Source organism: Lonepinella sp. BR2271 (assembly GCF_051851515.1).
GTDB lineage: Bacteria > Pseudomonadota > Gammaproteobacteria > Enterobacterales > Pasteurellaceae > Lonepinella.
In genome coordinates this window covers 1-7,667 of record NZ_JBPDVF010000019.1, presented here as the reverse complement: position 1 = coordinate 7,667, position 7,667 = coordinate 1, and the positions used below count along the sequence as shown (strand labels likewise).

At 38.7% G+C, this 7,667-nt stretch carries 7 protein-coding genes; 4 read left to right on the top strand and 3 right to left on the bottom strand.

Annotation, left to right across the window (positions count from 1 at the left end):
* Positions 1–225: 225 nt before the first annotated feature.
* Complete coding sequence (locus ACTG7X_RS10970; protein ID WP_439258484.1) at positions 226–873, bottom strand: TfoX/Sxy family DNA transformation protein; 648 nt, start codon at positions 871–873, stop codon at positions 226–228.
* Between the two features lie 281 nt (positions 874–1,154).
* Between ACTG7X_RS10970 and ACTG7X_RS10965 the strand changes: the two genes are divergently transcribed.
* Positions 1,155–1,880 (top strand): lipopolysaccharide kinase InaA family protein, encoded by a 726-nt coding sequence (locus ACTG7X_RS10965; protein ID WP_439258483.1) that lies wholly within the window; start codon positions 1,155–1,157, stop codon positions 1,878–1,880.
* 26 nt (positions 1,881–1,906) lie between these two features.
* Positions 1,907–2,575, top strand: coding sequence for a ribulose-phosphate 3-epimerase (rpe, locus tag ACTG7X_RS10960; RefSeq protein WP_439258482.1), 669 nt, complete (start codon positions 1,907–1,909; stop codon positions 2,573–2,575).
* A 182-nt stretch (positions 2,576–2,757) separates the two neighbouring features.
* On the opposite strand, the gene ACTG7X_RS10955 is transcribed toward rpe, so the two are convergent.
* Together ACTG7X_RS10955 and mutS are read right to left on the bottom strand one after the other, a co-directional pair.
* Positions 2,758–3,222 carry a hypothetical protein gene (locus ACTG7X_RS10955; protein WP_439258481.1) on the bottom strand — a complete coding sequence of 155 codons (465 nt, stop codon included), beginning with the start codon at positions 3,220–3,222 and terminating at the stop codon, positions 2,758–2,760.
* Positions 3,223–3,358: 136 nt separating this feature from the next.
* Positions 3,359–5,926, bottom strand: a complete 2,568-nt coding sequence (mutS, locus tag ACTG7X_RS10950) for a DNA mismatch repair protein MutS (RefSeq protein ID WP_439258480.1) — start codon at positions 5,924–5,926, stop codon at positions 3,359–3,361.
* A gap of 293 nt (positions 5,927–6,219) precedes the next feature.
* Here mutS and ACTG7X_RS10945 point away from each other — a divergent pair, with 293 nt between their 5' ends.
* Both ACTG7X_RS10945 and ACTG7X_RS10940 read left to right on the top strand, forming a co-directional pair.
* Positions 6,220–7,251 (top strand): NAD(P)-dependent alcohol dehydrogenase, encoded by a 1,032-nt coding sequence (locus ACTG7X_RS10945; protein ID WP_439258479.1) that lies wholly within the window; start codon positions 6,220–6,222, stop codon positions 7,249–7,251.
* 6 nt (positions 7,252–7,257) lie between these two features.
* A complete protein-coding gene (locus ACTG7X_RS10940) occupies positions 7,258–7,593 on the top strand; it encodes an FGGY family carbohydrate kinase (RefSeq protein WP_439258478.1) in 336 nt (111 codons plus the stop codon).
* Positions 7,594–7,667: the final 74 nt, after the last annotated feature.

Genomic DNA, 7,667 nt, shown 5'->3' with positions numbered 1-7,667 from the left:
TTTTAAAACAAGTCAATCAACAAGTGCCCACACAGATTGTCTGATAAATTGTTAAAGAACAAAAAACAACGACGCACGCTAGAAAGTTCGATTTTCACAACAGTGCGTCGTTGTGTGGAGCGTATTATAGTGATCTGAAAATCCTTTGCAAGTATTTTTTATCAATTTCTTTGAAAAAATGCTTACTCGAACAGAAAACAAACAATACACATTTTCCCATTTATTTTATGGCACGTATTTCATCGTTCGAAACCCCGCAATTAAAAGTTTTTCATTAACCAATTTGAGCGCGGACGCTTTCTCCATTTCAGTCAATTGTTCTACATACTTATTCTTTAATGCCGCAAATGTTTTCCAAAACATATATGAAGTGACAAAAAAGCCCTGGGATTTGATCAATACATAAGCATCTGCTGCACCAATTTCTCGTAACTTTGAAATGGTATCAATCCCTACTTTTCCCAGCAGACGTTCATACTTTAGTGACATATTCGGTAAATTACGAATCCGTTTCGCCTTTTCCAATGATTCAGCTAATTTCTCAGCTTCAATTTGCAACAAAGACATTTTGATCAACTTCAGTAAAATCGAATTCTTATTTTCATCCGTAAAGTAATCACTTGGAATCAGATAATAATCGCGAATTTTCAAATTGCTAGCAATTCCATCCAATTCCCATGGAATCGCCCCAATACCTTTTACTTTCATCACCAAATTATCTTTAGCGCGAAGATAAAATCCCCCTTTTTTATAAATACCAAACATATGGCCTTTATAAAAAGTACCCGTGCCAGAAAATAATTTCTTCAAGCTAACGTCACCAAGTAAAGAAATCAATTTTTCATGTAAGTTAATTGTAAGTATATTTGACATACATTCCTTCTTTGTTTTAAGTGGATAAAATTACAACCTCATAACCCCTTATGAGATCACCAAGATTAACTCACGTCTATTAATATCACATAACCAATCATATTGATATAACCAATTGAAAAATAAAATTTATTTTTCAAAAACAACTGTTAGATCACAGTAGTTTTCTCAATTTTCTGTTACATTGAAGAATTTTACTTAATATAATTAACCATAATTTTTATCAGGATATTTCTTTTGTTTGGTGATATAATTAAGTTTTTAATTTATACCGATAACTAATGACATTAGAACAATACGCAAAAAAACTCTGTGCCCAACATCCTAATAAACGAGTTTATTCATTTGAATTTGAAAACAAACATTACTGGCTTAAACAACCCGAGCAAACGAAGGGTTCCCAACGTTTCCTCAAGCCACATCCACATAAAACCTTCCATCGAGAAATCTCTCGCCTAATCACATTGCAACAACAAGGCGCACCCACCCCGCTTATTTATATTGCCAATGAGCAAATGCTCGTCATGGAAGATGCAGGTCCCTCTGTTACGCATTGGATTTCCCAAGAAAATATTTCCAGAGAACAAAAACAAACCATTCTCAATGATAGCGCCCATGCTTTAGCTCAATTACATAAAAAAGGAATTGTTCATGGTAGACCCTTTATAAAAGACATTCTTTGGAAAGAGGGAAAAATCAGCTTTATTGATTTTGAAGTAAATATCGCATCCCATAATCCAATTCAACAACAAGTACAAGACAATATTCTCTTTATTATTGGACTATGCCGAGAACCTAACTTGTCGGAAGCACAGATTAGACAAACAGTGATTAATTACAAAAAGGAGATTGAACCTCATATTTGGCAGGCCACATTAGCGAAACTCCGCTATTATCGTTTCGCATACTGGCTATTATTACCTTTCAAGAAAATAGCTGGCAAAGACTTAAAAGCCCTTTATTTACTTATCGAAATATGTTACAAAAATGACATCCTAATAAAATAATTTCCGATTTCTGAAGGAGAAACCATATGCAACCTTACTTAATTGCCCCCTCTATTCTTTCCGCGGATCTTGCTCGCTTAGGGGAAGATGTTCAACATGTCCTCAACTGCGGTGCAGATTTAATTCATTTTGATGTGATGGACAATCATTATGTTCCAAACCTCACTTTCGGTGCGCCAATTTGCCAATCTTTACGTGATTATGGTATTAACAGCCCAATTGATGTGCATTTAATGGCTAGCCCGGTGGAACGCTTAATTACCGATTTCGCCAAAGCTGGCGCAACCTCCATCACCTTTCACCCCGAAGCAAGTATTCATATTGACCGCACCTTACAACTCATTAGAGATAATGGTTGCCAATCAGGCCTAGTCTTTAATCCTGCAACACCATTACATTATTTGGATTATGTCATGGATAAAGTTGATATTATCTTACTCATGTCTGTCAACCCCGGTTTTGGCGGGCAATCTTTTATTCCGGCAACATTAGATAAACTCAAACAAGTACGTCAACGCATCGATCAAAGTGGATTCCCAATTCGATTAGAAGTCGATGGTGGGGTAAAAGTGAATAATATTGCTCAGATTGCAGCCGCTGGTGCTGATATGTTTGTGGCAGGCTCCGCAATATTTGATCAACCTGATTATAAAAAAGTCATTGATGATATGCGTGCTGAATTAGCGAAAGTTTAGACATAATAGTTGGTAAAAAATGAGTTGGTATGTTTTTCGACAAGATAATTTACCACCTCATTTAGTTCTAATGCAATGCTTTAGCCTAATACAACACGGTTCCACCTTTTAACACTAACGGTGTATCAGATAATTGGTTAAGAATGGCTTTCATCACTTTTTGTGATTAAGATCCCTTTCGGTTATTCCAGTGGGTTTCGGCATTTCCATAAATGTAAATTCTCTTTTTCTTTGGCGTTAAGTTTGGGTTCTAGCTCATCTAATAAAGCGTAAACACGTTGTTTATCTTCAAAAGATGGAAACCAATCATCCAAAATTGCACTATCAATAATCCCTGTTTGCAGTCCGCTACTATAAAGATAATCTACGCAAGCTCTTGGATGATCGGCGACCCAAACGGGGGTATTTTCAGGGTAATAACCTAATTGGTTTAAGCGTTGCGTACCGTCAATAATGCCTAATTGCCCGAGTAGGTGGTTAGTATTGCGTTTTTGATTTACACCATAGAGATAAAAATCAAGCGGAAAGGCGTCATCATCAAGTGATGCCGCACTATGCCAATCACCTGTGCCGTCAGGGCTATGAATATTCAATGCCACAATGCTACTTACATAGGTTTCTGGGCTTGTTTTGGGGATATAAAGCATATTGATACCCTGTCTAGTGATGAATGTTTAAATCTGAAATATTTTTATGCCGTATTTAAAAAAGAATTTGGCGTAACACCAAGAGAATTTCGATAAAACAAAATCATTTCTTGTTGTGCCTTAAATACGCTCTTGCCTAATCCAACATCTTTTTCAACTGATACAAATAGCTCAAAGCCTGTTTTGGACTTAACTCGTCTGGATCGAGTTTTTCTAACATCTCTAACACTTCGTTTTTACTTTCATCTTCATTTAATAAAGGTAACTCAGCCTGAAGTGATAAAATATCCGATTTTTTCACCGCACTTTTGCTTGATAATTTCTCAAGCTGCGTTAATTTCTGCTTGGCTAACTTAATCACATTTTGTGGCACACCCGCTAACGCCGCAACGGCTAAACCATAACTTTTGTTGGCAGCACCCTCTTGCACATTGTGCATAAAAGCAATACTGTTGTTATGCTCCAACGCATCTAAATGCACATTTACCGTGCCACGGAGCTGTTCTGGCATGGCGGTCAGTTCAAAATAATGAGTGGCAAACAAGGTTAAACAACGGATTTGATTCGCTAACCATTCGGCACAGGCCCACGCCAGTGATAAACCGTCATAGGTAGATGTGCCACGTCCTATTTCATCAATCAAGACTAAACTCTGTGCAGTGGCTTGATGCAGAATATTTGCCATTTCGGTCATTTCTACCATAAAGGTGGATCGTCCTGATGCGAGATCATCACTGGCACCAATCCGTGTAAAAATACGGTCAATAGGGCCAATCACCGCTCGTTCCGCAGGGACAAAACTACCAATATAGGCCATTAAGGTAATCAAGGCAGTTTGTCGCATATAAGTACTTTTACCGCCCATGTTCGGCCCTGTAATAATCAATAAATGACGCTGTTGATTAAGCTCCACAGGGTTGGCAATAAACGGATCTTTTAATACTCGTTCCACTACGGGGTGACGGCCGTTTTCAATGTTAACCCCAATGTCATCACTAAATTCGGGTTGTACGTAATGCAAACTGTCTGCACGTTCGGCCAAATTGACCAACACATCTAATTCCGCCAAACTCAAACTGGCCAACTGCAAACCGCCTAAGTGCGGTAGAATTTGATCGAAAATCTCATCATAAAGCTGCTTTTCTAACGCCAAACTTGCCCCTTTGGCTTTGAGAACTTTATCTTCGTACGTTTTTAATTCAGGAATAATATAACGTTCGGCATTTTTTAAGGTTTGACGGCGAACATAGTGAATCGGTGCTTTGTGAGCTTGACCTTGGCTAATTTGAATGTAGTAACCATGTACCGCATTAAATCCGACTTTCAAGGTATCAATCCCTGTGATTTCTCGTTCACGGCGTTCTAAATCTTCTAAATATTGGGTTGCCCCTTGGGCTAGACTTCGCCATTCGTCTAATTCGGCATGATAGCCTTCGGCGATCACGCCACCGTCACGGATTAACAGGGGCGGATTGTCAATAATCGCTCGCTCTAGCAAGTCTAAAATGCGTGGAAATTCGCTGATTGCTAAGGTAAGTGCGGTGAATTTCTCCGAATTTTTGAGAATTTGATTAATTTCGGGTAATTGGGCTAACGCCAAACGTAAACGAGAAAAATCTCTTGGGCGAGCAGTGCGTAACGCCACTCGAGCTAAAATCCGTTCCATATCGCCCACTTGTTGCAACAAGGGTTGTAGTTGATCAACTAAATCCAGTTGCAAGATTTCCGCAATATAGCTGTGACGTAAACGTAACTTTTCCACTTGACGAATCGGTTGATGCAACCAACGTTTTAGCAAACGGCTCCCCATCGGTGTCACACATTTATCCAATACCGCAGACAAGGTATTTTCGGTGCCACCACTAAGATTTTGGGTCAGTTCTAAATTACGTCTGGTGGCCGCATCTAATTGAATATTCTCACTATGTTGAATAAGGCTGATACTTTGAATATGGGGTAATGCCGTGCGTTGGGTGTCTTTCACATATTGAATTAAACAGCCAGCCGCACATAAGCCTCGCACGGCTTTTTCTACTCCAAAGGCGGTGAGATTTTGTGTACCGAATTGACGATTAAGCAACTGTATGGCGGTCGCTAATTCAAATTCCCAAATAGGACGACGGCGTAAGCCTTTGCTGTTGGCAAGCATATCCATTTCGGCAAAATCTTCGCAATATAATAATTCAGCAGGTGCAAGCCGTTGTAACTCGGCTTTTAGGGTTTCTTTATTTTCAGGTTCACTGATTTGAAAACGCCCTGAACTCATGTCAATAGTAGCTAAACCAAATTTATCTTTTTCTTGATAAATCGCCACAATCAGATTATCCAGACGTTCCGGTAACAGATTTTCATCACTCACCGTGCCTGGTGTGACGATACGTACAATTTTGCGTTCAACAGGCCCTTTACTGGTCGCAGGATCGCCAATTTGTTCACAAATCGCCACACTTTCGCCCAACTGCACCAATTTGGCTAAATAACCCTCCACCGCATGATATGGCACGCCTGCCATGGGAATCGGTTCTCCTGCGGAGGCACCACGTTTCGTCAGTGAAATATCCAATAGGTGAGCGGCTTTTTTCGCATCATCATAAAACAGCTCATAAAAATCGCCCATGCGATAAAACAACAGAATATCGGGATTTTCTGCTTTAAGCGTTAAATATTGTTTCATCATGGGGGTGTGTTGTGGATTTATCATCATAAGGAGTATCCAGTTATATTCTTAATTTATCAATTTTTAATTGATGTTTTAATATGTCTTACTTTTTTTATATACTATCACAATACCTTATTTTAGTGCATATCTACTTTCTAGTTACACCGCTATCACCCCAAAGACAATATTTTTCCTTTATGGAAAAGATCTAAAAATTTTTCATCAAATCCTAAAATTGTGATCTCGATCACGTTAATCATTTTTAAAATAAAATATACTGTAAAAAAAAACAGGATTTAAACCATCTAAAAGATCAAAAATCAATAACAGGAGTAGTTATGAAATCATTAGTACTAGATTCAGGTAAATTGTACATTCGTGATAAAGACGTTCCAACCACTGTTGGGGATGATGATGTAGAAATCAAAATTCATACCGTAGGTATTTGTGGTAGTGATGTACATTACTATAAACACGGAAGAATTGGCCCTTTTGTGGTGAAAGAGCCGATGATTTTAGGACATGAAGCATCAGGAATTATCACTAAGGTCGGCAAAAATGTTAAGCATTTAGCGGTTGGTGATCGGGTTTGTATGGAACCTGGTATTCCGAATTTATCGTCTATTCAATCTAAATCAGGTTTTTATAATTTAGATCCAGAAGTTAGATTTTGGGCAACTCCACCCATTGATGGTTGTTTGCGAGAATCTGTTGTACACCCAGCCGCATTTACTTTTAAACTCCCTGATCATGTGAGTTTTACCGAAGGGGCAATGGTTGAACCTTTGGCTATCGGTATGCAATCAGCAACAAAAGCACAAATCAAACCTGGGGATATTGCTCTTGTCATGGGGGCAGGTCCAATTGGTGTGATGACGGCATTATCTGCATTAGCAGGTGGTTGTGCTGAAGTCATTATTTGTGATGTCGTAGATGATAAATTATCTATTGCCGCACAATATCAAGGTATTCATACGGTAAATAGTAAAACCACCAATTTAGTTGATGTCATCAAAGCGTTTACAGATGGAAATGGCGTAGATGTACTCTTTGAATGCAGTGGTTCGCCCAATGCAATCGCTCAGTTAACCGATTATGTTGCCCCAAATGGTACAGTTGTCTTAGTGGGTATGCCTATTTCTCCGACACCGATTGATATTGTTTCAGCACAAGCTAAAGAGATTACCTTTAAAACTATTTTCCGCTACGTCAACATGTATCCGAAAACCATTCGTTTGTTAGCCTCTGGGAAAATCAATCTAAAACCGCTAATTTCAGCTGTCTATAAATTTCCACAAGCAGTTGAAGCATTTGATCGAGCAGCCTCTGGCAATCCACAAGATGTAAAAATTATTATTGAAATGGAGTAAATAACAATGGGGATCTATGTAGGTGTTGACTGTGGTACGCAAAGTACTAAGGTTATTTTAATTGATACAAACAAAAGCAAGATCTTAGCTGAAGCCTCATCTCCACATGAGTTAATCAGCGATACCAATGGCAAAAGAGAACAACAACCGCAATGGTGGATCTCTGCTTTTATTGAAGCCTTTAAACAAGCAATTAAGCAAGCAAAGATAGATCCCCAAGAGGTTCTTACCATATCTGTTTCAGGTCAACAACATGGTTTGGTGGTATTGGATAAAAAAGGATTACCTTTGTACCCTGCCAAACTGTGGTGTGATACTGAAACTGCGGTGCAAATGATCTGACCCCAAAAAGTTAGACACTTACATCAAGGACTGACGACGATATTGTATCGGACTCAGTCCTTTTAATTTTAACT

Excerpts from the sequence above, each read along its gene's own strand:
- ACTG7X_RS10945 (WP_439258479.1), top strand. The coding sequence starts at position 6,220 with ATGAAATCATTAGTACTAGATTCAGGTAAATTGTACATTCGTGATAAA.
- mutS (WP_439258480.1), bottom strand. The coding sequence starts at position 5,926 with ATGATGATAAATCCACAACACACCCCCATGATGAAACAATATTTAACG.
- ACTG7X_RS10970 (WP_439258484.1), bottom strand. The coding sequence starts at position 873 with ATGTCAAATATACTTACAATTAACTTACATGAAAAATTGATTTCTTTA.
- ACTG7X_RS10965 (WP_439258483.1), top strand. The coding sequence starts at position 1,155 with ATGACATTAGAACAATACGCAAAAAAACTCTGTGCCCAACATCCTAAT.
- ACTG7X_RS10955 (WP_439258481.1), bottom strand. The coding sequence starts at position 3,222 with ATGCTTTATATCCCCAAAACAAGCCCAGAAACCTATGTAAGTAGCATT.
- ACTG7X_RS10940 (WP_439258478.1), top strand. The coding sequence starts at position 7,258 with ATGGGGATCTATGTAGGTGTTGACTGTGGTACGCAAAGTACTAAGGTT.
- rpe (WP_439258482.1), top strand. The coding sequence starts at position 1,907 with ATGCAACCTTACTTAATTGCCCCCTCTATTCTTTCCGCGGATCTTGCT.